Origin of the sequence: Pseudomonas sp. Mn2068, assembly GCF_049319725.1 — a bacterium.
GTDB classification, from domain to species: Bacteria; Pseudomonadota; Gammaproteobacteria; order Pseudomonadales; family Pseudomonadaceae; genus Aquipseudomonas; species Aquipseudomonas gingeri.
On record NZ_JBMOUG010000005.1, the window covers coordinates 257,367 to 283,384 of the forward strand.

Sequence of the window (26,018 nt, forward strand, 5' to 3'; positions counted from 1 at the left end):
TCAGGACGAACTGCCCAAGGCCTTCAACAGCAGCGGATCGCGTGCATAGATATCCGGCGCATAGAGCAAGGCGCCGTCACCGTCGACCTGGACCGTCCAGTAGCCGAGCAGGATCGGCACCGGTGCCGCCAGGCGGAACTCGTGGGTGGTGCCGCTGGCCAGCAGTTCGTCGGTCCTGGCCCGCTCCACCGGGGTCAACAGCAGGTCGCGCAGGTGCAGCGGTTGCTCGACCCGCACGCAGCCCGAGCTGAAGGCCCGGGGCCCCTTGGCGAACAGGGGTTGGCTGGGCGTGTCGTGCAAGTACACCGAGAACGGATTGGGAAAACGCAGGACGATCTTGCCCAGCGGGTTGCGCGGACCGGCTTCCTGGCGCAGGAGGATATTGCCCGGCCGCTCCCAGTCGATGCTGTCCGCCGCCAGCGGATGGCCTTCGCTGTCCAGCACTTGCAGGTTCTGCTGGCTCAGGTACGCCGCCGGGTCCAGGCGGATGGCCGGCAGCTTGTCTTCGCGCAGGATGGTCGGCGGCACAGTCCAGGTCGGGTTCAGGGTCAGGCGGGTGACCCGCGATTTCAACAGCGGCGTCTGCCGCTCGGCCCGGCCGACCTGCAGGCGGGTCTGCCAGATCGGCGCGCCTTCGTGGTAGACGCTCAACTGCGCCGCCGCGACATTCACCAGCACGCCTTCGGGCTCCAGGTCCGGCGCCAGCCAGCGAAAGCGTTCGAGGTTGATGCGCAACTGCTCGCGGCGCAGCGCCGGGCTGATATTCAGCTCGGTCAGGGTGCCCGGTCCGATCACGCCATCGGATTGCAGCGAATGCCGCAGCTGGAATTGCCTGACCGCATCGGCCAGTTCTTCGCCGTAGGTCTTTTCCGGACCGCCGGGCAGGCTTTGCAGGTAGCCTTCGGCCAACAGCCGCTCGGCCAATACCGGCACCCGCGGGTCCTCCATGCCCGGACGCAGCAAGGGGCCGCCGGCCACCATTGGCCAATGCAGCAGTGGCTGCAGGCGCTGTTGCGCGTAGATGCGCCGCAGGCTGAGGTACAGCTCGGCATTCGGCCGCGCCTGAGCGAACCCCCGGGCCATATCCTGCAACCCGGTCGCGGCCAGCGTCAGCAACCGGGCGTCCGCGTCCTGCGCGGCCGGCTGGGAGTGCCAGACCGGCTCGAAACGGGCCTGAGACAGGCGACCGAAATGCAGGTCCTGCAGGACTTGCAGGTACTGGCGGCTGATCTCGATATCGGTGCACAGCGCATTGCCCGCATCGGTGTCACGGGGCAACGGATAGCGTGCCGGATCGAGGCCGTCATCGGCCAGCAACGGTAGTTGCGCCTGCAACGCCGACAGGCGGTCATTGCCGGACCAGAGCGGCACATTGTCGTGCTGCAGATAGAACGCCTGCAGGCGCAGACGTGCCGGCGCATCGAGTTGCACCGCCAGCGCGGGGCAGTCGGTCGACAACTGTGCCAGCGCCGATTGCAACGGCGTCGACGGCTCGACAGGCAGATCCTCCGCCGTCGCGACCAGCGGTGCAACGAGCAGGCAAATGCTCAAGTAACATGCGTGTTTTTTGAACAAAGGCTTGGCTCCAATCCACGGTCATTCCATGGGCGGTCTATAGTTACGACAGAGGCGACAAGCCCTCAAGGCAGCCCGTGATCGTGCTGTTCCGGGACCGATGGGATGCGCAGGCCTGCACCAACGGCGGAGACGCTCCCTATATGCTGACATCTTGCTACCGACTCTGCCTGAGCATTCTGAGCCTGTTCATTATGACCCTGGCCGCGCCCGGCAGTTCTGCCCTGGCCGCCAGCGCTCCGAAACCGACGCTGTATGGCAGCCTCGCGCACGCCGCGCCGGAACTCAACCCCCTGGTGCTGAAAAGCGCCCTGAACGCCATGCAATGCGCGATCAATCAGGGCCATGGGCAATCCGAACGCCTAGCCGTGATCGACTACTCGCAACCCTCGACGGCGCGGCGCCTGTGGATCTTCGACCTGCGCAAGAGAACCCTGGTGCTGCGTGACCTCGTCGCCCATGGGCAGAAATCCGGGGAAAACTTCGCCACCCGGTTCTCCAACCGGATGGGCAGCTACCAGTCGAGCCTGGGCCTGTTCCGGACCCAGGAAAGCTATGAGGGCACCCACGGTTACTCGTTGCGCATGGACGGCCTGGAGCCGGGCTTCAATGACCTCGCCCGCGACCGTGACATCGTGATTCATGCCGCCGACTACGTCAGCCCGCTGTGGAGCAGGCGCGAAGGTCGCATCGGCCGTAGCCAGGGCTGTCCCGCCGTGCGCCCGCAGGTGGCGCGACAGGTGGTCGACAAGCTCAAGGACGGCCAGTTCATGTTCTCCTGGTATCCCGACCGACGCTGGCTGAAGTCCTCGCCCTACCTCAACTGCAAGCCCCAGCAGATGGCCAGTGCCAGCGGCACCCAGGGCGGTTGAAGCCGCGGCGAACCGCGCCAGGTCGATAACGTGCCGCCGGGCGAGTGCAAGTCGCGCTAATAGCGGACAATCTCCAGGCCTTCGGTTTCCCCAGGGGCGCTGAAGTAGCTGGAGATCAGGTCGAATTCGGCATCCGTTGCCGCAAAGTCATGATCGCCCCTGGCGTTTCGCTCATGCAGGCGAGCCCGGCAGGTGGCATCATCCAGATCGATGAAATGCAGGTTGTGGCCGGCCCCGGCCTCGTCGGCCAGGGCCCGCAGCCACAGGCGATCAGCGGCCGTATTGGCAGGAAAATCCAGCACCACCGACAGGCCCTTCGACAGCATCCCGGTGACCAGCGGGCCCAGCACGCCGCGAATTCGCCGAGCGCAACGGACATAGTCGGCCACCGAGGCGATCTCCCCCGGATAGAGGGTGGCCAGCCACGGGTCTTCGCCCAGCAGAATGGCGTCGTGGGCCTCGGCGAGGGTTCTCGCCAGGGTGGACTTACCCGAGGCGATCTTGCCGCACATCAGGTGCAGCCGGGGCTGGGCCATGGTTCTCACTCCTTGATCAGAACCCCGGATAATGCCCAGTGACCGGGACGCGGGCAACAATAGATGCAGACAACCCCATCCTGCCGATAAGGCCCTGCCCCTTGAGTCGCCACGACGCTCCCGAGTCACCCCTGCCCGCGGCTTGCCTCACTGGCATCGTGCTGGCGCGCATAAGCGGCGCCGATCAGGTAGAAACAGCCGCCGGCGATGATAAAGCCCGCCAGCATGTAGAACATGAAATGCGGCGCCCACCAGGCCAGGGCAAAACCGCAGAGCACCGGGCCCAGCGCACCGCCCAGGGTGGACAGGTTCTGCGCGCCGTAATACATGCCGCGCAGGTGCTGGGGAGCGATACGGTCGATAAACATGTACTCGGCGGGAAACACGATGATTTCCCCCAGGGTGAACACCGCCATGGCCAGCGACCAGTGCAGCACCGTGCTCGACAGGGCAAACCCGGTCACCCCGAGCAGGAACAGGCTGAAGCCCGCTGTCAGCCACAGGTTCAGGTGCTGTTGGCTGATGCGTTTGCCCACCACGAACTGCAGGCAGATGACCACCACCGCATTCACCGCCACCACCGAACTGATGATGCTGTAGGCGAACTCCGGGGTGCCGGTGGTCACCAGGAACTGTGACAGATAGGCGGTGAACTGGCCGAACACCACGGCGCTGAGCAGGCCGCCCAGGGTGAAGCAGACCAGGCGCTTGTCACGCAGCAGGATCCGGCCCACACCGATAAAGGACACCGGCGCCCGGGCCCGATCGACCGGGCTGAGCTGCCGGTCACCGAAGTTGTAGTAGGTCAGCAATGACACCACGCCCAACAGGGCGGAGACCACAAAGGGCAAGCGCATATCGAGGTGCGCCAGGCCCGCGCCGATAAACGGCCCGACCGCATAGCCGATATTGATCAGCGTGTAGCGCACCGAGAACACGCTGGCCTGTTCCGCTTCCGGCAGCACGCGGCCCAGGGTCGCCTTGACCACCACGTCGATCACCGAGTAGGCGAAGTTGAACAGCACCAGGAATATGAAGAACAGCCAGAGCCGGTGGGTCATGCACATGCCGATAAAACCGAGCACGAACAGCGCCGTGAAGCCCAGGATCAGGTGGAAGCTGGAACCCTTGTCCGTCAGGTAGCCGCCATACACGCTGAGCAGCGACCCCGCCACCAGCGCAATGCCGACCACCAGGCCGATCTCGCTGATCCCCAGGGAAAACTGCGAGGACAGGAAGATCACCAGGTAGGGCAGCGTGATGGCCCGTCCCAGGGTCAGGATCAACGAAGAAGCCAACAGCAGATTGACCGAAGTCGGGTAACGCCTGAGTACCGCCAACATCCTGATCCGGCTCCTTGCGGCCCGCGCACTCCGGCACGGACCTGATTTCGATATCGCCCTGGGGCGAAAGCCTCCCAGTATCGCTCAAGGCGCGAAACCCGTCATGCTCCCGGTTCAGTTTGTCGAGACCAGTTTGAGCCCGATAACCCCCGCCAGGATCACGCCGATGCAGAGGATGCGCAGCGGCGCCATCGAGTCGCCCAGCAACGCCATGCCCAGTATCGCGGTGCCTGCCGCGCCGATCCCGGTCCACACCGCATAGGCCGTCCCCACCGGCAACGTGCGCAGCGCCAGCGAGAGCAGGACGACGCTCGACAGGCCGCAGGCAACCGTCAGCAGCCCGGGGACCAGGCGGGTAAAACCTTCGGAGCCCTTCATGAAGAAGGCGAAGGCGATTTCGAGAATGCCGGCAATGCCCAACAGTGCCCATGCCATAAATGCCAATTCCTTCGAAGTGGTGGGCGCCAGGCCAGGGGTCGGGCGCCACGGGGTGGGTATCAGGCCTTGCCAGCGGCCACGGGAGTCGAACGGAAGGTCACGCCAAAGCGGTTGAAGGCGTTCATCAGCCCGATGGCATAGGTCAGGTCGGCGAGTTCCTTGTCGCTGAACTCGGCCGCCGCCGCGGCATAGTCGGCATCCGGCACGCCGCTTTCGGCGACCCGGGTCACGGTTTCCGCCCACGCCAGGGCCACCTGCTCGCGGTTGCTGAACAGCGCTCCGGCATCGCGCCATACCGGCACCAGCACCAGTTTCTCGACGGCCACGCCGAGCTTGAGCAGGTCACGGGTGTGCATGTCGATGCAGTAGGCACAACCATTGAGCTGAGACACCCGCAGATAGACCAGATCGATCAGTTCGGCGGAAAAACCACACTTCTGCAGGTACACATAGACGCCTCCAAAAGCCTTGTAGCCTTCGGGCGAAGCGGTAGCGTAGTCGAGACGTTGAGTCATGATGAATCCTTGTATTGGCTGTTTGAAGGGTTCTATCCTGCGACGACTTGGCCCATTGAAAAAGATCCATGATTAGCCTTTAGTTATAGGCCATGAGCCATTCTCTTCCAGAACCATAGCGACCATGACCCGACCGACTCCGCGTTTCTCCCCCCTCGATCCCGATTCGAAGGAGCCCGTCTACCGTCAGCTCTACTGGCGCTTTCGCGGGGCGATCAGTGACGGCCTGCTCAGCCCCGGCGAACGGATTCCCGCCGCGCGGGCGCTGGCCAAGGAGCTGGGCCTGGCCCGTGGCACCATCGACACCGCGTATTCCCTGCTCAGTGCCGAGGGCTACATCCAGTCCCGGGGCCAGGCCGGCACGGTGGTATCACCGGACATCAGGAGCCCGGTACTCAAGAGCCATCCGGACCAGGGACCCAACCCGGTCGAAGGCCTGTCGATCCGGCACAAGGCACCGGTCCTGCCGTTTCAGATGGCCCTGCCGGCCCTGGACGCCTTTCCCCGGAAAATCTGGGCGCAGTTGGGCGCACGCTGCGTGCGTGCCACGCAGATCGCCGACATGGCCAACCCCTCGGTGCTCGGCCTGGAGTCCCTGCGCACGGCCATCGCCAGCTACCTGCAGGTGGCACGGGGCATCGCCTGCCTGCCCTCCCAGGTATTCGTCACCTCGGGCTATCGCAATACCCTGGCGCTGATCGCCCATGCCCTGCTCGAACCGGGAGACCGCGTGCTGGTCGAGGACCCGGGCTATGCGCCGACCCGACAACTGCTGGAGTACCTGCGCATGGAAACGGTCGCGGTCGCGGTCGACCAGGATGGCATGCGGGTCGGCGACGGCATCGAACGCTCCCCCGCCGCCCGCGCGGCGGTGGTCACACCGGCCCACCAGAGCCCGCTGTCCGTATCGCTGTCCCTGCCCCGGCGCCTGGAACTGCTGGAGTGGGCCGGCCGCCAGCAGGCCTGGATTGTCGAAGATGACTACGACGGCGAGTACCGCTACGTCAGCCGGCCATTGCCCGCGCTCAAGAGCCTGGATCGCGAGGGTCGGGTGCTGTATGCCGGGACCTTCAGCAAGGTGCTGTTCCCTGGCATCCGGATCGCCTACCTGGTGGTGCCCCCGGCACAAGTGGAACGTTTCGAACAGGTTGGCCAGATGTTTCTCGGCAACTGCCCGGAGCTCACCCAGGCCATCGTCGCCACGTTCATGAGCGAAGGCCACTTCGCCCGGCATATCCAGCGCATGCGCAAACTCTACGCCGAACGCCGGGAAGCGACCGTCAGGGGTTTGAACAAGGCCTTGGGCCAGGAGGTGCGGATCGATGCCCAGCCGGGTGGCATGCACCTGATCCTGCGACTGGCGCCGCAGCAGTGCGACCGGGCGCTGGTGGCCCGCCTGCGACAGGCCGGCATCTACGCCGAAGCCCTGAGCGAATGGAACATCGAGGGGCAAACCGGCCCAGCCCTGCTGCTCGGGTTCGCTAACATCGACTCGCAGGCGCACGCGGAACAGATGGGCAAACGCATCCTGGAACTGCTCTAGCGCACACCCGCCAGCGTGCTCATGGCCTATTCGAACAGACGGTTCTTGGATCTTCTTCAGGGGGCCGGGAGCCCCCATCATGGCCATTCTGACAGCCAGCCAGCAAAGGATTCATCCATGAGAGTACTGCACGTGACCTGCAGCCCCAGGGGCCGCGCCTCGGAAAGCCAGCGGCTTTCGCAAACCCTGATCAACGAGCTGATCGAGCATCATCGCGGTCATGACGTCGTGATCACCGAACGGGGTGTCGGCGCACTGGCGCATATCGATGGCGCACATGCACAGGCTTCGAGCAAACGCAGGGAACCTGCCGATACCCTGGGCGCGAGCGGCACCCTGCTGCAATCCGAACAGTTGATCCGCGAGCTGGAAAGTGCCGACTACGTGGTGATCGCCACGCCCATGCATAACCTGACGGTGCCCTCGACGCTGAAGGCCTGGCTCGACCATGTGGTCCAGGTGGACCGGACCTTCCGCATCACCCCCGCCGGCAAGGTCGGCACTCTGCGCGACCGTCCCGTGCTGGTGGCCATCGCCTCCGGCGGCCTCTTCTCCAGCGAAAACGCCCAGCAGCCAGACTTCCTGCGGCCCTACCTGAAAGCCGTACTGGCGACCATCGGCCTGCTCGATGTGACATTTTTCAGTGTCGAGGGCACGGCACAGCACCCGGACGCCCTGGACCTGCGGCGGGAAAAAGCGCAACAGGCCGTGGTGCACCACGTACTGAACCATCTCACCAAGCCGCCGGCTCCAGGCCCCCTCGCACAGAAACACGCAACCAGCCATCCGGAAACATAAAGTTTCAATTTTCCCGACCGATACCTCTGCTGTGACCTAATCAATCGAGGGCCAGGCGCCCTCCTATCAGCGGTTCGTACCGGCGGAGATTGTTCAATGCTTGCCCCCATTAACAGGATGCTGGAGAACATAAGCGTCAGAGCCAAGCTCGCCCTGGGCTTTGGGATCGTCATGGTGCTGACCCTGTTGATCGCGACAACCGGCTGGCTGGGTATCAAGTCGCTGAGTGAACGCAGCGACCGGATCCTCGATATCGCCAAGCTCAACGATCTCGCCCGGGACATGCGCAACGGTCACCTCTACTACAGCCTCAACCCGGATGCCGAACGCGCCGCGGCGGTGGTCAAACTGCTGGACAGCCTCGACAGCCACCTGGCCCACAGCCGTTCGGTATTTGTTTCTCCGGTCAGCATTCCCTACCTCGAAACGGCGATCACCACGGTCAAGAGCTACCGCGCCCACTTCAACGATTTCACCCAGGCGGTCCAGGCCCGCGATGCCACTCGCTCGGTGTTTGGCGGTCACGCCGACGACGCCGTGGCCGAACTGAAAAAGCTCATGGAGATCGCCACTTCGCCCATCGGCGACCAGGCCCAGATCGACGACCTGGTGAAAGCGCAGACCGTGGTCCAGCAGGCGCGCTTCCAGTTGCGCGGCTACAGCTACAGCCTCAAGGCCGAGCTGCAACAACCGGCCAAGGACGCGATCGACCAGGCCATCGCCTATATCAAGACCCTCGGCACCCTGCTGCCCGCCGCCGAAGCTGACGGTGTGCAGCGCCTGCAACAGGCCATGGTCGACTATCGCGCGACCGTCGGCCTGTTCAGCGATGCCCAGACCAAGGCCGACAGCGCCCAGGTGCAGCTCAATGGCGATATCAAGAACCTGCTCGCGACGACCCAGGAGTTGTCGCAGGACCAGATCGACCAGCGCCTCGACGATGTCCTGAATGCCCGCAATCTGCTCGGTGGCGCCGTCCTCGCCGCATTGCTGCTGGGGATTATCGCCGCCTGGGTGATCACCCGCCTGATCGTCAGCCCGCTGATGGAAACCCTGCGCCGCGCCGAACGCGTGGCCGGCGGTAACCTGACCGACGATGCCGTGGTCTCGCGCCGCGACGAACTGGGCATGCTGCAACTGAGCATGCAACGCATGACCCTGAACCTGCGCGAACTGATCGGCGGCCTGCGCGATGGCGTGGTGCAGATCGCCAGTGCCGCCGAAGAACTGTCGGCGGTCACCGAGCAGACCCGTGCCGGGGTCAACAGCCAGAAACTGGAAACCGACCAGGTCGCCACCGCCATGAACGAAATGGCCGCGACCGTCCAGGAAGTCGCACGCAACGCCGAACAGGCTTCCAGTGCCGCGGTCAACGCCACCCATGAAGCCCGCGAAGGTGACCAGGTGCTGGCCCAGGCCATGGCGCAGATCGAAAAGCTCGCCGGCGAGGTGAACAACTCCACGGCGGCGATGAACGACCTCAAGCAGGAAAGCGACAAGATCGGCAGCGTCCTCGACGTCATCAAGTCCGTGGCGCAACAGACCAACCTGCTGGCGCTCAACGCCGCCATCGAGGCGGCGCGGGCCGGCGAAGCGGGTCGCGGCTTTGCCGTGGTGGCCGATGAAGTCCGCAGCCTGGCGCAACGCACCCAGACCTCGACCGAGGAAATCGAGCAACTGATCACAGGCCTGCAAGGCGGCACCGACAAGGTCGCCATCAGCCTGGAAAGCAGCCGCACGCTGACCGACAGCAGCGTCGAACTGACCCGCCGTGCCGGCAACTCGCTGAACGGCATCACCCAGTCGGTACTGGCGATCGAATCGATGAACCACCAGATCGCCACGGCTGCCGAACAGCAGAGCGCGGTGGCCGAGGAAATCAATCGCAGCGTGATCAACGTCCGCGACATCTCCGAACAGACCTCGGCGGCCAGTGAAGAAACCGCCTCGTCGAGCATCGAGCTCGCGCGTCTGGGCAACCACCTGCAGATGCTGGTGGGCAAGTTCACCCTGTGACGTCATGACGCCAGGGATGGCGAGCCCAAGGTACTCGTAACAAGGTTCTGCAAGGGCTGGGAGCCAGAACGGCCCCAACCCCTCGAGGACAGCTACCTGGCAGCGGCCAGTGCCGGGGTACGCGGCGGGATCAGGCGCTTGCTGCCGGTGGCCTCGTACGCCGCGGCCAGGCGCAGCAGCGTCGAGTCGTCATAGGCACGGCCGGCGAAGGTCAGGCCGACCGGCATGCCGATATCCGCCATGACGCCCATCGGCACGGTGACGGTCGGAACACCCAGGTGCCGGATCGCCAGGTTGCCGTTGGCGACCCAGATGCCGTTGCTCCAGGCGATGTCCGCCGACACCGGATCGACATCGGCATTGGCAGGACCGACATCGGCCACCGTCGGGAACAGCACCGCGTCGAGACCGAGGCGCTCCATCCACTCTTCCAGGTCGATGCGCCGCGTCTCCTCCAGACCGCGCAGGCCATCCGGCACGGTGCTGATCTCGTTCCATGGCGTGATGCCGCGCTCGGCCATCCGCACATACTCGTCCATGCCGGCGGCCAGGTCCCCCTCGCGATTGGGCAGGGTGCCAGGGTCGTGGGGGAAAATCAGCGGACCGTCGACATCCACCAGGCGGTTCAGCTTGGGGTCGCCGTTGGCCTGGAGGAAATCGTCGAAGGCCCAGGCGGTCAGGTCCCACAATTCATGGTGCAGGAACTCCTTGGACACCAGGCCGCGGGTAAACACGGTCGGCGCGCCGGGACGATCCCCCTCACAATTGGACACCAGCGGGAAGTCGACCTCGACCACCTCGGCACCGGCGGCTTCGAGTGCCTGGCGCGCCGCCTGCCAGAGATCGATCACCGAGGCGCGGGTGTTGATCCGCTGCCCGGTCGGGCCACCGATACCGGGAGCTTCGCTGGTGCCCGCCTCGGGGTCGGCATTGATAAACATGCGCGGCACGCCCAGGCGCTTGCCGGCCAGGGCTTCGGCACCGACAGCGAGCGAGCCATAGGATTCGGGCCGTACCGAGGCCACGCTCGGGATCGGCACCCAGGGTTGCAGGCGCCACAGGTCGCCACGGGTGTCGCTGTCTTCTGCCACCACCACATCGAGAACTTCGAGCAGGTCGGCCATGGTCCGGGCATAGGGCACGACCACATCCATGGTTGGCGTCAGCGGCCAGTTGCCACGTACCGAGATCACCCCGCGCGATGGGGTGTAGGCGCACAGGCCGTTGTTCGAGGCCGGCCCGCGACCGCTTGACCAGGTCTCTTCAGCCAGGCCGAAGGCGGCAAAGCTGGCGGCGGTTGCCGTCCCGGCACCGTTCGACGAACCGGAGGCAAAGGGTGCGGTGAGGTAGTCGGCGTTGTACGGGCTTTCCGCCCGGCCATAGACCCCGCGCTGCATGCCGCCATTGGCCATGGGCGGCATATTGGTCTTGCCCAGGCAGATCGCCCCGGCGGCGCGCAACCGCTCGATGGTGAAGGCATCGCGATAGGCGACCAGATTGGCGAAGGCCGGGCTGCCGGACGCGGCGGTCAGGCCCTTGACCAGGTAACTGTCCTTGGCGGTATAGGGAATGCCGTCGAGCGGCCCCAGGGTCTCGCCCCTGGCCCGACGGGCATCGGACGCTCGGGCCTCTTCGAGCGCGGCGGGATTGCGCACCACCACGGCGTTGAGGGCGGTGGGCGTATCGGCGCCGTCATAGGCATCGATCCGGGCGAGATAGGCCTGGACCAGCTCGACCGCCGTTGTCTGGCCGGACTCGAGCGCCGCGCGCAATTGCGCAATGGAAACCTCGGTTACTTCGATCATGCTGTTACCGTCGATTGCTGATGGGGACGCGGTGATTGGAATGGCCGATATCTTACCCCAGCCGTGGTCGACAGGCGCCACGACCTCAGGCGCTCGTCCCTGGAAGCTCACGAATCACCCCGGCGAGAATCCGCACGCCCTCGTGAATGTCCTGGGTCGTCAGGCCGGCATAGCCCAGGATAAGCCCGGCGGGCCGTCCCTGTGCGGCTGACGCGGGAACGGCGAACAGCGGCGAAAGCGGATAGACACCCACCCCGCGCTCCAGCGCAGTGGCCCGCAATGCGGACTCATCCGCGGCGCGCAGTGCCGGTAACAGCAGCACGCCATGCAGCCCGGCGGCCATGCCGACCAGTTGCCCGCACCCCGCCAGATGCTCTTCAACCGCCTCCAGCAAGGCGCGGCGCCGTCGTTCGTTCTCCCGGCGCAAACGGCGGACATGACGTTCATAAGTGCCACTTTCGATCAGCGCGGCGAGCACGTTCTGTTCCCAGCGTGCCGAGTGTCGATCGGTCAGTCGCTTGGCTTCCCGGAACACCCGGACCAGCTCGCGCGGCAGCACCAGATACCCCAACCGCAACTGCGGCGAGAGCGCCTTGGAGAAGGTGCCGACGTAGATGACGCGGGCCTCCGTGTCCATCGATTGCAGCGCGTCGATGGGACGCTGGCCATAACGGAACTCGCCACCGTAATCGTCCTCGATGATCCACGCACGATGCCGACTCGCCCACGCCAGCAGTTCCAGGCGGCGTGCGATGGGAAGCACCGCGCCCATGGGAAACTGGTGCGACGGCGTCACATAGGCCAGGCGCACGCGGTCGTCTTCCGGCAACGTGCCGGTATCCAGCCCGTTGGCATCGACTGGCGTCGGCAGCACCGTCGCGCCCGTGGCCTCGAAGCAGTAGCGGGCCATACGATAACCCGGTTCCTCGAAGGCGAAGGTGTCGCCGGGGTTGAGCAGAAGCCGGGCGCAGAGATCGAGCCCCTGCTGCGAGCCGTGCACCACCAGAATCTGCTCGGCCTCGCAGGTCAGGCCCCGGGCCCGTCGCAGATAACCTTGCAACGCCCGACGCAGGCGCTCCTCCCCTTCCGGCTGGCCGTAATAGAGGGTCGGCTGGCGCTTGACCAGTTCGGCGCGATAGGCACGCTGCCAGCCCAGGGCCGGAAAATCGCCCGAGGCGACCGAGCCGTACCTGAAATCGATGCGCGCGCCCGGCGAGGCCACGGTGTAGGGCGTCAGCGCGGCAACCCGCTGGCCGTACAGGGAAAGCGCCGGCGGCAATTCTTTGCGCGGCGTGCGGTCTGAACGGACGCCCTCGGACGAGGCAGCGACCACCTGTGCGACCCGTGCCGCCTTCCCCGCCGTGGTCACGACAAAACCCTCGGCGGCCAGTTGCTCGTAGGCAGCCGTCACCGTGGTTCGCGACACCCCGAGTTCGGCCGCCAGGGCCCGTGTCGAGACCAGTTTCGCACCGGCGGCAAGGGTGCCGTCCTCGATCTGCTGGCGCAGCCTGGCATAGATACGCCGCTCGCTACCGCGGGAGGATGCATTCGGAGAAGAAAACTGGCCCATGGAAAAACCTCGAAACTGGCACTTTTCATTGTGCAGGTCATGGCCGAGATTATGGCCTCCCAGCCAGCCAAAATGAATTCCCCATGTACATTCCCGAACACTTTGCAGAGCGGCGCCCCGAGCACCTGCACAGGATCATCCGCGACAATCCGCTGGGCATCCTCGTGAGCCAGGGCGAAAGCGCCATGGATGCCGACCACCTGCCCTTTGAACTGGACACCGCCCATGGCGCCCACGGCCTGCTGAGCGCCCATGTGGCCCGCGCCAATCCGCTGTGGCAGCGCTGTGACGGCAGGCAGGTCCTGGTGATCTTCCGTGGCGCGCAGGGCTACATCTCGCCCAACGGCTATCTATCCAAGCATGAAACCCATCGCCAGGTCCCGACCTGGAACTACGAGGTGGTGCATGTGCAGGGTGTCCTGCGGGTGATGCCGGAAGAAAAGCTGCTACGTCGCACCCTGGCCCTGCTGACCCGACAGCACGAGGCCGGTGAGAGCAAGCCCTGGAGAATGGGCGACGCACCTCGGGACTATCTGGACGAGATGGTCGCGAAAATCGTCGGCATCGAGATCGAGCCGCTGCGCCTCGAGTGCAAGCGCAAACTCAACCAGAACAAGGACCACCGCGATCGGCTATCCGTGATCTCGCACCTGCGCGAGCGCGGCCACGAAGCCCTGGTATCGGCCATGCAACAGGAATAGGAAAACAGCACCTTGGAACTCGAACTGACCACCACCACGGTCCTTGTCACCTTCGCCGGCGTATTCCTGATTTGCTTCATGAAAGGCGCGTTCGGCGGCGGCTTTGCCATCGTCGGCATCCCGCTGCTGTCCCTGGTGATGGACCCGATCACCGCCGGCGGCCTGCTCGCCCCGCTGTTCATCGCCATGGACCTGTTCGGCCTGCGCTACTGGAAGCCGTCGACCTGGTCCAAGCCGGATCTGAACCTGCTGGTGCCGGGCCTTGTCGTCGGCATCGGCGTGGGCTACCTGCTCTTTCGCGTGATGGACCACCGCGCGGTCGCCATCGTCATGGCCACGATCACCCTGGTGTTTGTCGGCCTCTGGTTCAAGGCCGGCGCGCAAGTCCGGGTACGCCCGCGCTCCTCGCCCAAGGCAGTGGCGGCCGGCGTCACCTCGGGCATCACCACCATGGTCGCGCACTCCGGCGGACCACCGCTGGCGATGTACCTGCTGCCGCTGGGCCTGAGCAAGCAGGTCTATGCCGGCACCACCAGCATGTTCTTCACCGTCGGCAACCTGCTCAAGGCCGTGCCCTGGCTGCTGCTGGCCAGGCCGACCGGCAATGTACTGAACCTGGCGCTGATCTGCCTGCTCGCCGTGCCCTGCGGCGTCTGGCTAGGCTGGCGGTTGCACGCCAGGCTGGACCAGCGCCAGATGTACCGCGCGTGCTATGGCCTGCTTGTGGTCACGGCCATTAAACTGCTGTGGGACGGTGTGTCCGGGTATATCGCCTGAGCCTCACGGTTGCGGCTCGCCACCCGGACGACTTCAGGGGTGGAACACCAGGCGCTGCGACAGACCGGCCCGGCCGGCCTTGTCGCCCCAGGCAATCTGCCGGGTCATTTTGCGGCGATGCACTCGACCTCTACCCGTGCGTCGGCGGCCAGGCCGCGCACGGCTACGGCGCTACGGGCAGGGTAAGGTTTGCTGAAATAAGTGGCGTAGACCTCATTGAACGCTGCCCACTCGGACATATCGGCCAGGAACACCGTGCATTTGATGATGTTGTTCATCTGGTAGCCACTGGCCTTGGTGTCTGCCTTGATGTTTTCCATGACCTGCCTGGTTTCTGCGCGAATACCGCCCGGAACAAGCTCGTCCTGGCCGGGAACGATACCAAGCGCACCGGAAAGAAACAGCAGGTTGCCCACGCGGGAAGCATCCGAGAAGGGGTAACTGCCATTATTGCCAAAGTCGAGGATTTCGACATTTTGTTGCGATTGGGCAACGGCTTCAAAGGCCATCAGCGAGGCGAAAAGAGGCAACAACCACAGTGGCTTTTTCATATTGAACTCCATGGATAAAAAAGAAGACTATTGCGACTTACTTGTTTATTGCCTTGAGCAATTCCGGGTAAAACCGTTGAGGGGCTTGCAAGTGCGGTGAATGCCCAAGGTCATCGAACTCCACCAGTGTCGACCGGGGAATACGTTTTGCCACGGACTTGCCCAGTTCGGGATAGTTGGCCAATCGAGCAATGGTCGCCGGCGATGCACCATGGGTAATAGCGGTCCTGTCAGTCAGGCCGATAAACAGTGTTGCAGGAACTTTCAAGTTCTCGAATTCGTAGAATACTGGCTGATTGAAAATCATGTCATAGGTCAGCGCCGCGTGATGCGCAATCAGAGGCAGGCCAGGTCCGCCGAACATCCCCGCTTGCATCTCGACCCAGCGATCAAACTCTGGCCGCCATTCTCCGTTGTAATGTACCCGTTGCTGATAGGTCTTGAGCTCCTGGGCGGAGGTTTCGAGTTCCTCCGCGTAGTAACCGTCGACGCCCAGGTAAGGCACGCCAAGGGCTTTCCAGTCTTCAAGGCCCAGTGGATTGACCAGCGCCAGGTGTTCTGTTGCGTCGGGGTACATCAGCGCGTAGCGAGTAGCCAGCATCCCGCCCATGGAGTGGCCGATTACCGTGCTGCGGGTGACGCCCAGGCTTTGTAGTAACGCGTGGGTGTTACTGGCCAACTGTTGAAAGCTGTATTGATAACCTTGGGGCTTGGTTGATTTGCAGAAGCCGATCTGGTCTGGGGCGATGACACGAAAACCCTCCCGGCTCAGGGTCTTGATGGTATCGCTCCAGGTATCGGCACAAAACAACTTTCCGTGCATCAACACCACGGCGCGGTTTTTTGCTGTGCTGCCCTTGGCTGCAGGCACATCGACATAAGCCATCCGAACGCTTTTGTCTTGCGAGCTGAAACTGTAGTGCTTGACCGGATAAGTGTAGGTAAACCCCTCAAGTTCAGTACCATAAGCCGGTTGGTTTTTTGCCTGGACGAGGGAAGGCATGGCACTGATGGCATATAAGGCGCCGACCAATATCAAACAAGGGGTTTTATTTCTGATTGGAAAATTATTCATTCGTCGTATCTATCTCAGCAGCGGGCAATAGTGCCAGGAGATGAAATAGGCCGTTTCGAAAGTTATTTCAAAAGCAGATATGTTACGGCGAATAACATTGCTTCACAGCAGGCGGCAGCGTGGCCTCTCCGCCTGAATCTATCAATGTAAGCAGTTGTGATTCGAGCATGGTTGTCGGCGATTCGCCTTCAACGGCCACCAATGAAGTCCCGAGCCACCTTGATGGTTCGCGTCTGTGCTTCCTCGAGCGCTACGCCAGCCTATCCAACTCCACCAACAGTTCTGGCGTAATCAGCAGTTCACTGGCGCTGAGGTTTTCCTGCAGGTGCGCCACCGACGAGGTCCCCGGAATCAGCAGGATGTTGGGCGAGCGTTGCAGCAGCCAGGCCAGTGCCACACGCAAAGGCGAGGCATCCAGGCGTTGCGCCACCCCGGACAGGGTCTCCGATTGCAACGGGTTGAAACCACCCAGGGGGAAGAACGGCACGTAGGCGATACCCTGTCGTGCCAGCTCAGCGATGAGGGCTTCGTCGGCGCGGTGGGATAGGTTGTAGTGGTTCTGCACACACACCACCGGCGCTATGTCCTGTGCCTGCTTCACCTGCGCGGCCGACACGTTGCTCAGGCCGAGATGACGAATCAGGCCCTGACGTTGCAACTCGGCCAACGTGCTGAAACCTTCTTCGATCGAGGCGTCATCAGGGGCGTGCATCGTTCCCCAGGCGCGATAATTCACTACGTCCAGGACATCGACATTCAGGTTGCGCAAGTTGTCATGCACCGCCCGGGTCAACTCGGCGGGACTGTGCGCCGGGTTCCAGGAAGCGTCTGCCCCCCTCGAGGCGCCGACCTTGGTGACGATGACCATGGCCTCGTCATAGGGATACAGGGCTTCGCGTATCAACTGGTTGGTGACATGGGGGCCGTAGAAATCCGAGGTATCGATATGATTGACCCCTGCCGCCCGAGCGGCACGCAATACCGAGAGCGCCGCCGCGCGATCCCTGGGGGGGCCGAATACCTGTGGGCCGGCGAGCTGCATGGCGCCATAGCCCATGCGGTTGACGGTGCGATCACCGAGTGAAAAGGTTCCTGCCTGGTTGGCGTTGCTCATGTCATCGACCTTGTACAGTGGGGGTGACATTCACTATATGGGTTGACCACTTCGCTGATAATGCGTTGCAATCGGCACGGGCTGTACGGGAATACGAACAATGCCAACCGACATTCAAGATGTGCAGGCCTTTATCGCCGTGGTCAATGCCGGCGGGTTTCGCGAAGGGGCGCGGCTGAGCGGGAAATCCGCTTCGAGCCTCAGTGACGCGGTGCGGCGCATGGAGGCCGGGCTGGGGGTGCGCCTGCTCAACCGCACCACCCGCAGTGTAAAACCCACCGAGGCCGGCGCGCGGCTGATGGAGCGCATCGTCCCGGCACTGGGCGAAGTGGAGTCGGCACTGGATGTCGTCAACGATTACCGGGACCGCCCCTCCGGCACCCTGAAACTCAATGTGCCCTTGAGCGCGGCGCGGCTGGTGCTGCCATCGATCATCGTCCCGTTCCTGCAAACCTACCCTGACATCCGTCTCGAAGTCATCGCCGAAGAAAGCTTCGTTGATGTGCTGGCGGCCGGTTGCGATGCCGGCATTCGCTACGACGAGCGCCTGGAACAGGACATGATCGCCATCCCCATCGGACCACGCTGGCAACGCTGCGCCACCGCGGCGTCACCAGCCTACCTCAACGCCCGCGGTCGCCCGGAACACCCGCGCGACCTGCTGCAACATGCCTGCCTGCGCGGCAAGTTCCCCAGCGGCGCGATGCCCTTGTGGGACTATGAACGCAACGGCGAAACCATCAGCCTCGATCCCACCGGGCCGTTGGTCGTGCGTATCGGTGGGGCGGTCGACCTGGCGGTGCAAGCGGCGATCGATGGCCTGGGAATCATTCACCTGTTTGAAGACTGGCTGCGTCCACATCTGGAAAGCGGCGCATTGGAGCCGGTACTCGAACCCTGGTGGCAGGACTTCTCCGGCCCCTTTCTCTACTATCCCGGCCGCCGCTACCTGCCCTCGCCGCTCAGGGCCTTCGTCGACTTCATCAAGGCGTCGGCCACTCCCTGGACCCAGCCCCCATCGATGATGAAGAAAAGTCCAACCATTTAAAATAAGGTAGCTCAGTCATGCGGCAATCCCGGCACCTGCTTTCCGACGTTGGCACCTCATTGGCGATGGCCTGCCCCTGCGTCCAGGCGAACGGCCTATCCAGCGAACACAAACCCTTCGGCAAGACCAGCGACGGCACCGCCGTCGAGCAATACATATTGCGCAACAGCCATGGCGTGCAAGCCACGGTCATCACCTACGGAGCGGTATTGCAGTCGCTGAAAGTGCCTGACAAACACGGCAAGCTGGACGACGTGGTACTGGGTTTTGACGACATCCAGGGCTATCAGGGCGGTACGGCGTTCTTCGGTGCCACCATCGGCCGCTTTGGCAATCGCCTGGCCGGCGGCGCCTTCGAACTGGACGGCAAGCGTTACCAGGTGCCGCTCAACGATGGCCCGAACGCGCTGCACGGCGGTGCCCAGGGCTTCGACAAACGCGTATGGAAAGCCAGGCCGGTCAAGGGCGAGGATTCGGTCGGTGTCACCCTGATCTACCTGTCCAAAGACGGTGAAATGGGCTTTCCCGGCAACCTGACAACCGAGGTCACCTACAGCCTCAACGACAAGAACGAACTGCACATCGATTACAAGGCCACCACCGACAAGCCCACGGTGCTGAATCTCACCAACCACAGTTACTTCAACCTCGCCGGTGCTGGAAACGGCGATGTGCTCAAACAGCTCGCCACCTTGCACGCCAGCCACTACACGCCGGTCAACAACACCCTGATTCCCACCGGCGAACTGGCCCCCGTGGCCGGCACGCCTATGGATTTCCTGAAACCCACCGCCATCGGCGAACACATCAAGGATAATCACGCCCAGCTCAGATTCGCCGAACCGAAACAGGGTGGCTTTGACTTCAACTGGGCCCTGGATACCCGGGGTGACATCAGCAAGCTGGCCGCCGACGTGCACGACCCGCAGTCCGGACGCCGCTTGCAGCTCTACACCACCGAACCCGGTGTGCAGTTCTACACCAGCAATTTCCTCGATGGCTCGGTCAAGGGCAAGGCCGGCAAGACCTACCACCATTGGGGTGCGTTTACCCTGGAGACCCAGCACTTCCCCGATGCGCCCAACCAGCCGGGCTTCGCTTCGACGCGCCTGGACCCGGGCCAGACTTACACGCAGAAGACCGTGCTGAAGTTCTCCGTCGATTGAATATGCAGGGCGGCGCTCAGTGGACCGCGGCCTGGGCGCCCTGCTGATACTGCCGGGGTGTACAGCCGAACTCGCGACGGAACACGGTGTGCAGGTATTGCGCCGACTTGAAGCCACAGTTCTGGGCGATGTCGGCAATCGCCGAATCGGTATTTTCCAGCCCGTTGGCCGCGGCCGCCAGTTTGAAGCGCAGTATCTCGTCGTGCACGCTGCAGCCCCGCACCTTGCGAAAGTGCGATTCCAACGATGAGCGCGACACCCCGACATACCCCGCCACCTGTGCGGTCTTGATGCCCTGGCAGGCGTACTGGCGGATAAAGAGCAGTGCCTGCATGACATAGGGATTGCCCAGCGGTTGATGCAGGCTCGAAGCCTGCACGTTGATCGCATCCGGGGCGATCAGCGTCTGCGTGCCCGTGGACGGCATACCATGCAGCATCTGGTGCAACAGATGCGCGGCGGTCCGGCCCATGGTTTCGGTGCCTTGAATGACCGAGCTCAGCGGCACCCGCGTCAGACTGCGGGTCAGCGGGTCGTTGTCAATGCCGATCAAGGCCACCTGCTCGGGCACGGCAATCCCGGCGGTCAGGCAGGCTTGCAGCAATTGCCGGGCACGCGCGTCACTGACGGCGATGATGCCGATGGGTTTGGGCAGGCTTTGCAACCAGGCGACCTGCTGTTCGACGGCGCTGTCCCAGAGCGGCGCGCTGGTGCCCATGCCGCGAAAGACCTCGCCATGCAAGCCATCGCGCCGCAGCAGCCGGCTGAAGGCTTTTTCCCGTTCCTGCGCCCAGCGATTGGCTTGTGCTTCCGGCAGGCTGAAGCAGGCAAAGCGTGTCAGCCCGGCTTCGATCAGGTGCTCGTACGCCAGCTTCATCAAGGCATGATTATCTGTGGCGACATAGGGAATGCCCTTGGGATAGGCGCGCTTATCCTGATAGGACCCGCCCACCGCCACGACCGGCAGCTTGATCCCGGCCAACGCCTCGCCGATCAGCGGATCGTCGAAATCGGCAATGATCCCATCGCCCTGCCAGCGTTCGATCCCTTTCAGGCGACAGAGGAAGTCCTCCTCCAGGAACAGGTCCCAGGACGCGCGGGTGCTGCTCAGGTAGTTGCCGATACCACTGATGATGCCGCGATCGTAAATCTTGCTGCCGTTGAACAACAGCGCGATGCGGTGAACGGGCGGGACGGTTTTCATTGTTTTATCGAGCCGGTAAACGCAGAAGCGATGGACACAGACTAGGCGCCGGAACGACGAATCTCAATATACAAAATCGCACCGCGTGTTGGTGATTTTCATAATCAGCGACCACCGGGCCGTTGCTAGTATCGAGACACGCCAAGAACAACAAGGAAATCGCTAATGCCGTACTTCCCGACTGTCGACAAGATTCGCTACGAAGGCCCCGCCAGCGACTCTCCCCTTGCATTCCGCCACTACGAGGCCGACCGGCTGGTCCTCGGCAAACCCATGCGTGAGCACCTGCGCATGGCGGCCTGCTACTGGCACACCTTCGTCTGGCCTGGCGCCGATATGTTCGGTGTCGGCACCTTCCAGCGCCCCTGGCAGCGCAGTGGGGATCCGATGGAACTGGCCATCGGCAAGGCGCAAGCGGCCTTCGAGTTCTTCTCCAAGCTGGGTATCGACTATTACAGTTTCCACGACACCGATGTCGCCCCGGAAGGCGGCTCGCTGAAGGAATACCGCAACCACTTCGCGCAGATGGTCGACCACCTGGAACGCCACCAGGAACAGACCGGGATCAAGCTGCTGTGGGGCACCGCCAACTGCTTCAGCAACCCGCGCTTTGCCGCGGGCGCCGCCAGCAACCCGGACCCGGAAGTATTCGCCTGTGCCGCCGCCCAGGTGTTCAGCGCCATGAATGCCACCCAGCGTCTCAAAGGGGCCAACTACGTCCTGTGGGGCGGTCGCGAGGGTTACGAGACGCTGCTCAATACCGACCTGAAACGCGAGCGCGAACAACTGGGCCGCTTCATGCGCATGGTGGTCGAGCACAAGCACAAGATCGGTTTCAAGGGCGACCTGCTGATCGAACCCAAGCCGCAGGAGCCGACCAAGCACCAATACGATTACGACAGCGCCACGGTGTTCGGCTTCCTGCAGCAGTTCGGCCTGGAAAACGAGATCAAGGTCAATATCGAGGCCAACCACGCGACTCTGGCCGGGCACAGCTTCCATCACGAGATCGCCACGGCCGTGTCGTTGGGCATCTTCGGCAGCATCGATGCCAACCGCGGCGATCCGCAGAACGGCTGGGACACCGACCAGTTCCCCAACAGCGTCGAGGAGATGACCCTCGCCACCTACGAGATCCTCAAGGCCGGTGGTTTCACCCATGGCGGGTTCAACTTCGACTCCAAGGTCCGGCGCCAGAGCCTGGACGAAGTCGATCTGTTCCACGGCCACGTCGCCGCCATGGATGTGCTCGCCCTGTCCCTGGAGCGCGCGGCGGCCATGCTGCAGAACGATCCGCTCGAGCACTTCAAGGAACAACGCTACGCCGGCTGGCGGCAGCCGTTCGGGCAGGCCGTGCTGGCGGGTGACTTCAGCCTCGCAGCGCTGGCCGAGCATGCTTTCGCCCATGAACTGAACCCGCAGGCCGTCAGCGGCCGGCAGGAAATGCTCGAAGGTGTGGTGAACCGGTTTATCCACCCCTGACGGCAGGCCAGTCCTGGCGTCGCGGTGACATTCTCACGACAAATCCATGCCCGCGGCGCCCGGCAACCCTCTACAGTTCCACCGGCGATTGATTCATCGTCAGGCAGTGTCTTTCCAACAACAATAAAAGGACGCACCATCATGAACACCCTGAAACGCACGCTGCTCGCCAGCGCCCTCGCCCTGCTCTCGCTGCCGGTCATGGCCGATGCCGCCCACCCGAAGATCGGTTTTTCCATTGATGACCTGCGCCTGGAACGCTGGTCGCGAGATCGCGATTACTTCGTCGCGGCGGCGGAGAAAATGGACGCCAAAGTCTTCGTGCAGTCGGCCGATGCCAACGAGCAGAAGCAGATTTCACAGATCGAGAACCTGATCTCCCGTGGCGTCGATGTGATCGTCATCGTGCCGTTCAACGCTACCGTGCTGACCAACGCCGTCGCCGAAGCCAAGAAAGCCGGGATCAAGGTGGTGTCCTATGACCGGCTGATCCTGAACGCCGATATCGACGCCTATATTTCCTTCGACAACGAGAAGGTCGGCGAAATGCAGGCCGGTGGCGTGCTGAAGGCCGCGCCCAAGGGCAACTACTTCCTGCTCGGTGGCGCGCCCACGGACAACAACGCCAAGGTCCTGCGCGAAGGCCAGATGAAGATCCTGCAACCGGCCATCGACAAGGGCGACATCAAGATTGTCGGCCAACAATGGGTCAAGGAATGGAACCCCACCGAAGCCCTGAGCATTGTCGAGAATGCCCTGACCCGCAACGACAACAAGATCGATGCCATCGTTGCCTCCAACGATGCCACCGCCGGCGGCGCGATCCAGGCCCTGGCCGCGCAGAAACTGGCCGGCAAGGTGCCGATCTCGGGTCAGGACGCCGACCTGGCGGCGGTCAAACGGGTCATCGATGGCACCCAGACCATGACCGTCTACAAGCCGCTGAAGCTGATCGCCTCCGAGGCCGCCAAGCTCTCGGTGCAACTGGCGCGCAACGAGAAACCCACCTACAGCTCGCAATACGACAATGGCAGCAAGAAGGTCGATACCATCCTGCTCACGCCGACCCCGTTGACCAGGGACAACATTGACCTGCTGGAAAAGGACGGCTTCTACACCAAGGCGCAGATTGCCGGACAGTGACCCATCCAGCTGTCCAGTGTGAGTATCGCGCCATGTCCGACTACCTGCTGCAAATGAATGGCATCGTCAAGACCTTTGGCGGTGTCAAAGCCCTGAACGGCATCGACCTCAAGGTCAGGCCGGGGGAATGCGTCGGCCTGTGCGGCGAGAACGGTGCCGGCAAGTCGACGTTGATGAAAGTCCTCTCGGCGGTCTATCCCCATGATACCTGGGAGGGTGAGATCCTCTGGGACGGACAGCCGCTCAAGGCCCACTCCATCCGCGAGACCGAAGCCGCCGGGATCGTCATCATTCACCAGGAACTGACCCTGGTCCCCGACCTGTCGGTGGCCGAAAACATCTTCATGGGGCACGAGCTGACGCTGCGCGGCGGGCGCATGAACTACCCGGCGATGATCCATCGTGCCGAAGCGCTGATGCGTGAGCTCAAGGTGCCTGACATGAACGTCTCGCTGCCGGTTTCGCAATATGGCGGCGGTCACCAGCAACTGGTGGAAATCGCCAAGGCGCTGAACAAGCAGGCGCGCCTGCTGATCCTCGATGAGCCCTCGTCGGCGCTGACCCGATCGGAAATCGAGGTACTGCTGGACATCATCCGCGACCTCAAGCGCAAGGGCGTCGCGTGCGTCTACATCTCCCACAAGCTGGATGAGGTGGCGGCCGTGTGCGACACCATCGCGGTGATCCGCGATGGCAAACACATCGCCACCACCGCCATGGCCGACATGGACATCCCGAAGATCATCACCCAGATGGTCGGACGGGAAATGAACACCCTCTACCCCACCGTCCCCCATGACATCGGCGAAGTGATTTTCGAGGCACGCCATATCACCTGCCATGACGTCGACAATCCCGGGCGCAAGCGGGTCGACGATGTCTCGTTTGTCCTCAGGCGCGGGGAAATCCTCGGCATCGCCGGGTTGGTCGGCGCCGGTCGCACGGAACTGGTGTCGGCACTGTTCGGCGCCTACCCCGGCCGCCACGAAGGCGAAGTCTGGCTGGACGGCCAACCGATAGACACCCGCACGCCCCTCAAATCCATCCGTGCCGGCCTGTGCATGGTCCCCGAAGACCGCAAGCGCCAGGGCATCATTCCGGACCTGGGCGTGGGCCACAACATCACCCTGGCCGTCCTCGACAACTACGCGAAGATGACCCGCATCGACGCCGAGGCCGAACTGGGCAGCATCGACCGGGAAATCTCGCGCATGCACCTCAAGACCGCGAGCCCATTCCTGCCGATCACCAGCCTCTCCGGCGGCAACCAGCAAAAAGCCGTGCTGGCGAAGATGCTGCTGACCCAACCGCGCGTGCTGATTCTCGATGAGCCCACCCGCGGGGTCGATGTCGGTGCCAAGTATGAGATCTACAAATTGATGGGCGCGCTGGCGGCCGAAGGCGTGTCGATCATCATGGTCTCTTCGGAGCTGGCCGAAGTGCTGGGGGTTTCCAACCGTGTACTGGTGATCGGCGAAGGCCAGTTGCGCGGCGACTTCATCAATCACGACCTCACCCAGGAACAGGTGCTCAGCGCCGCCCTCGGCCATCCCGATGACCATAACAATAATGATCGGAAAACCGCGTAGATGAATCAGCTCAAACAACTCTTCACCCGCTACAAGATGCTCGCGCTGGTGATCGCCGTGGCGATCATCTGGTTGTTTTTCAGCTGGCAGACCGACGGCGGGTTCCTGACCCCGCGCAACCTCTCCAACCTGCTGCGACAGATGTCCATCACCGGTATTCTCGCCTGCGGCATGGTCCTGGTGATCATCAGTGGCGAGATCGATCTGTCGGTGGGTTCCCTGCTGGGCCTGCTCGGAGGCCTGGCAGCGATTCTCGACGTGATCTTCCACGTACCGCTATGGGCGAACCTGGGCATGGTCATCCTGTGCGGATGGGTGATTGGCCTGGCGAACGGCTGCATGACCGCCTACCTGCGCATCCCGTCGTTCATTGTCGGCCTGGGGGGCATGCTGGCGTTCCGTGGCATTCTGCTGGGGATTACCGGCGGAACCACCATTGCCCCGGTCTCGCCGTCGCTGGTCTACATCGGCCAGGGTTATCTGTCGCACACGGTCGGCACCGGACTCGGCGTGCTGCTGTTCGCCCTGACCCTTTTCCTGACCTGGAAACAGCGCCGCAACCGTGCCCTCCATGGCCTGGCGGCCCACTCATGGGGCCGTGACGTGTCGCGCGTGCTGTTGATCGGCGCGGTGCTCGCCGGTTTCGTCCATACCCTGAACAGCTACGACGGTATCCCGGTGCCAGTGCTGCTCCTGCTGATTCTGCTGGGCGTGTTCAGCTACATGACCAGCCAGACCGTGTTCGGACGACGCATCTACTCGGTGGGCAGCAACATGGAGGCCACGCGCCTGTCGGGCATCGATGTCCAGGCCGTGAAGCTGTGGATCTTCGGCATCATGGGAGTGATGTGCGCCCTTGCCGGCGTGGTCAACACCGCGCGCCTGGCCGCGGGCTCACCCTCTGCCGGCAACATGGGCGAGCTCGATGCCATCGCCGCCTGCTTCATCGGTGGCACCTCCATGCGCGGTGGCTCCGGCACGGTTTACGGCGCCCTCCTCGGCGCGCTGGTCATCACCAGCCTGGACAACGGCATGTCGATGCTTGATGTCGACAGCTATTGGCAGATGATTGTCAAAGGCAGCATCCTGGTACTGGCCGTGTGGGTGGATGTCAGCACCCGGACCGGGCGACGCTGATCCAGGTACAACAAGGCCTC

At 63.3% G+C, this 26,018-nt stretch carries 23 protein-coding genes and 1 pseudogene; 13 read left to right on the forward strand and 11 right to left on the reverse strand.

Annotated elements, in window-relative coordinates; translation table 11 throughout:
• Positions 1-1,575, reverse strand: a complete 1,575-nt coding sequence (locus ACL9RJ_RS14295; RefSeq protein ID WP_422765378.1) for a L,D-transpeptidase family protein — start codon at positions 1,573-1,575, stop codon at positions 1-3.
• A 143-nt stretch (positions 1,576-1,718) separates the two neighbouring features.
• Here ACL9RJ_RS14295 and ACL9RJ_RS14300 point away from each other — a divergent pair, with 143 nt between their 5' ends.
• Positions 1,719-2,447, forward strand: coding sequence for a murein L,D-transpeptidase catalytic domain family protein (locus ACL9RJ_RS14300; protein WP_370590958.1), 729 nt, complete (start codon positions 1,719-1,721; stop codon positions 2,445-2,447).
• Positions 2,448-2,503: 56 nt separating this feature from the next.
• Here the strand turns inward: ACL9RJ_RS14300 and ACL9RJ_RS14305 are convergent, their stop codons facing one another.
• The 4 genes from ACL9RJ_RS14305 to ACL9RJ_RS14320 all read right to left on the reverse strand — a co-directional run bounded on the left by ACL9RJ_RS14305 (position 2,504) and on the right by ACL9RJ_RS14320 (position 5,279).
• A complete protein-coding gene (locus ACL9RJ_RS14305) occupies positions 2,504-2,983 on the reverse strand; it encodes an AAA family ATPase (protein ID WP_017128976.1) in 480 nt (159 codons plus the stop codon).
• A 125-nt stretch (positions 2,984-3,108) separates the two neighbouring features.
• On the reverse strand, positions 3,109-4,326 hold the full coding sequence (locus ACL9RJ_RS14310) for an MFS transporter (protein ID WP_178990446.1): 1,218 nt from the start codon (positions 4,324-4,326) through the stop codon (positions 3,109-3,111).
• A gap of 114 nt (positions 4,327-4,440) precedes the next feature.
• Positions 4,441-4,761, reverse strand: a complete 321-nt coding sequence (locus ACL9RJ_RS14315; protein ID WP_017128974.1) for a DMT family transporter — start codon at positions 4,759-4,761, stop codon at positions 4,441-4,443.
• A 62-nt stretch (positions 4,762-4,823) separates the two neighbouring features.
• Entirely contained in the window at positions 4,824-5,279 is a 456-nt protein-coding gene (locus ACL9RJ_RS14320) for a carboxymuconolactone decarboxylase family protein (RefSeq protein ID WP_017128973.1), read from the reverse strand.
• Between the two features lie 124 nt (positions 5,280-5,403).
• Here ACL9RJ_RS14320 and ACL9RJ_RS14325 point away from each other — a divergent pair, with 124 nt between their 5' ends.
• From ACL9RJ_RS14325 to ACL9RJ_RS14340, 4 genes and pseudogenes are all read left to right on the forward strand, one after another.
• Positions 5,404-6,822 carry a PLP-dependent aminotransferase family protein gene (locus ACL9RJ_RS14325; RefSeq protein WP_422765379.1) on the forward strand — a complete coding sequence of 473 codons (1,419 nt, stop codon included), beginning with the start codon at positions 5,404-5,406 and terminating at the stop codon, positions 6,820-6,822.
• Between the two features lie 117 nt (positions 6,823-6,939).
• Complete coding sequence (locus ACL9RJ_RS14330) at positions 6,940-7,620, forward strand: FMN-dependent NADH-azoreductase (protein ID WP_422765380.1); 681 nt, start codon at positions 6,940-6,942, stop codon at positions 7,618-7,620.
• A gap of 171 nt (positions 7,621-7,791) precedes the next feature.
• A pseudogene (locus ACL9RJ_RS14335) lies at positions 7,792-8,781 on the forward strand (methyl-accepting chemotaxis protein); the annotation flags it as partial.
• A gap of 150 nt (positions 8,782-8,931) precedes the next feature.
• Positions 8,932-9,636 carry a methyl-accepting chemotaxis protein gene (locus tag ACL9RJ_RS14340; protein WP_422765429.1) on the forward strand — a complete coding sequence of 235 codons (705 nt, stop codon included), beginning with the start codon at positions 8,932-8,934 and terminating at the stop codon, positions 9,634-9,636.
• 92 nt (positions 9,637-9,728) lie between these two features.
• Here the strand turns inward: ACL9RJ_RS14340 and ACL9RJ_RS14345 are convergent, their stop codons facing one another.
• Both ACL9RJ_RS14345 and ACL9RJ_RS14350 read right to left on the reverse strand, forming a co-directional pair.
• Positions 9,729-11,441, reverse strand: a complete 1,713-nt coding sequence (locus ACL9RJ_RS14345; protein WP_178990452.1) for an amidase — start codon at positions 11,439-11,441, stop codon at positions 9,729-9,731.
• Between the two features lie 85 nt (positions 11,442-11,526).
• On the reverse strand, positions 11,527-13,011 hold the full coding sequence (locus ACL9RJ_RS14350; RefSeq protein WP_177118987.1) for a PLP-dependent aminotransferase family protein: 1,485 nt from the start codon (positions 13,009-13,011) through the stop codon (positions 11,527-11,529).
• Between the two features lie 83 nt (positions 13,012-13,094).
• Here ACL9RJ_RS14350 and ACL9RJ_RS14355 point away from each other — a divergent pair, with 83 nt between their 5' ends.
• Together ACL9RJ_RS14355 and ACL9RJ_RS14360 are read left to right on the forward strand one after the other, a co-directional pair.
• Complete coding sequence (locus ACL9RJ_RS14355) at positions 13,095-13,712, forward strand: FMN-binding negative transcriptional regulator (RefSeq protein ID WP_177118988.1); 618 nt, start codon at positions 13,095-13,097, stop codon at positions 13,710-13,712.
• 12 nt (positions 13,713-13,724) lie between these two features.
• On the forward strand, positions 13,725-14,489 hold the full coding sequence (locus ACL9RJ_RS14360; RefSeq protein ID WP_017128964.1) for a sulfite exporter TauE/SafE family protein: 765 nt from the start codon (positions 13,725-13,727) through the stop codon (positions 14,487-14,489).
• Positions 14,490-14,593: 104 nt separating this feature from the next.
• Here ACL9RJ_RS14360 and ACL9RJ_RS14365 read toward each other — a convergent pair whose 3' ends face one another.
• The 3 genes from ACL9RJ_RS14365 to ACL9RJ_RS14375 all read right to left on the reverse strand — a co-directional run bounded on the left by ACL9RJ_RS14365 (position 14,594) and on the right by ACL9RJ_RS14375 (position 17,229).
• Entirely contained in the window at positions 14,594-15,040 is a 447-nt protein-coding gene (locus tag ACL9RJ_RS14365) for a Rid family detoxifying hydrolase (RefSeq protein WP_017128963.1), read from the reverse strand.
• Positions 15,041-15,077: 37 nt separating this feature from the next.
• Positions 15,078-16,115 (reverse strand): alpha/beta fold hydrolase, encoded by a 1,038-nt coding sequence (locus ACL9RJ_RS14370; RefSeq protein WP_083875471.1) that lies wholly within the window; start codon positions 16,113-16,115, stop codon positions 15,078-15,080.
• 250 nt (positions 16,116-16,365) lie between these two features.
• Positions 16,366-17,229: an aldo/keto reductase family oxidoreductase gene (locus ACL9RJ_RS14375; protein WP_017128961.1), complete on the reverse strand. Its 864-nt coding sequence runs from the start codon at positions 17,227-17,229 to the stop codon at positions 16,366-16,368.
• A 100-nt stretch (positions 17,230-17,329) separates the two neighbouring features.
• On the opposite strand from ACL9RJ_RS14375, the gene ACL9RJ_RS14380 reads away from it, so the two are divergent.
• Together ACL9RJ_RS14380 and ACL9RJ_RS14385 are read left to right on the forward strand one after the other, a co-directional pair.
• On the forward strand, positions 17,330-18,277 hold the full coding sequence (locus ACL9RJ_RS14380) for a LysR family transcriptional regulator (protein ID WP_017128960.1): 948 nt from the start codon (positions 17,330-17,332) through the stop codon (positions 18,275-18,277).
• Between the two features lie 17 nt (positions 18,278-18,294).
• A complete protein-coding gene (locus tag ACL9RJ_RS14385) occupies positions 18,295-19,443 on the forward strand; it encodes an aldose epimerase family protein (RefSeq protein WP_017128959.1) in 1,149 nt (382 codons plus the stop codon).
• Positions 19,444-19,459: 16 nt separating this feature from the next.
• Here the strand turns inward: ACL9RJ_RS14385 and ACL9RJ_RS14390 are convergent, their stop codons facing one another.
• Positions 19,460-20,647 (reverse strand): XylR family transcriptional regulator, encoded by a 1,188-nt coding sequence (locus ACL9RJ_RS14390; protein ID WP_017128958.1) that lies wholly within the window; start codon positions 20,645-20,647, stop codon positions 19,460-19,462.
• Positions 20,648-20,812: 165 nt separating this feature from the next.
• Here ACL9RJ_RS14390 and xylA point away from each other — a divergent pair, with 165 nt between their 5' ends.
• The 4 genes from xylA (at position 20,813) to ACL9RJ_RS14410 (ending at position 25,998) form a co-directional block, all read left to right on the forward strand.
• Positions 20,813-22,129 carry a xylose isomerase gene (xylA, locus tag ACL9RJ_RS14395; protein WP_017128957.1) on the forward strand — a complete coding sequence of 439 codons (1,317 nt, stop codon included), beginning with the start codon at positions 20,813-20,815 and terminating at the stop codon, positions 22,127-22,129.
• Between the two features lie 141 nt (positions 22,130-22,270).
• A complete protein-coding gene (gene xylF / locus ACL9RJ_RS14400) occupies positions 22,271-23,272 on the forward strand; it encodes a D-xylose ABC transporter substrate-binding protein (protein ID WP_017128956.1) in 1,002 nt (333 codons plus the stop codon).
• Positions 23,273-23,304: 32 nt separating this feature from the next.
• Positions 23,305-24,861 (forward strand): D-xylose ABC transporter ATP-binding protein, encoded by a 1,557-nt coding sequence (gene xylG, locus ACL9RJ_RS14405; RefSeq protein ID WP_017128955.1) that lies wholly within the window; start codon positions 23,305-23,307, stop codon positions 24,859-24,861.
• A complete protein-coding gene (locus ACL9RJ_RS14410; RefSeq protein ID WP_017128954.1) occupies positions 24,862-25,998 on the forward strand; it encodes a sugar ABC transporter permease in 1,137 nt (378 codons plus the stop codon).
• The last annotated feature ends 20 nt before the right edge of the window (positions 25,999-26,018 follow it).